This window comes from Bacillus sp. SIMBA_154, assembly GCF_046536015.1.
Lineage (GTDB): Bacteria > Bacillota > Bacilli > Bacillales > Bacillaceae > Bacillus > Bacillus pumilus_P.
Genome location: NZ_JAWJBV010000106.1, coordinates 1 through 351, shown reverse-complemented (window position 1 = coordinate 351; position 351 = coordinate 1). Strand labels below are relative to the sequence as shown.

Here is a 351-nt window from a genome sequence, read left to right as displayed (position 1 = left end):
CACCTCCTGGGCTTTTTTTGGAACCATAACCCAATCGGCATACTATGGTTGGGCGTTTGCGCCAACCTACGCGGGCGCGATTATTGTTTTTATTTTGCTGCACGGCCTACAACTCAAACTTCTCAATTACGCCAAACACCAAAACATCACATCTATTGCCGATCTTATCGGCACCCGCTACGGTAAATCTCCCGTATTAGCCGGTGTCGCTGACTATTCGTCATACACCAGAACAAGAAAGCGTTTATTATGCGTACTTCATCCCTTATTCGTATGAGCGTCACCAGGGTCTGGTTCAATCAGCTCAACAGTCAATTGACTGTTATCACGAGCTATTAGGCGAAACGATAG

Annotated in this window: 1 protein-coding gene; it reads left to right on the top strand. The window is 46.4% G+C overall.

The annotated features are described in order from the left end of the window. A partial coding sequence (locus R0K30_RS21315; RefSeq protein WP_410612768.1) for a hypothetical protein occupies positions 1-277 on the top strand: 277 nt, incomplete at its 5' end. Between the last annotated feature and the right edge of the window lie 74 nt (positions 278-351).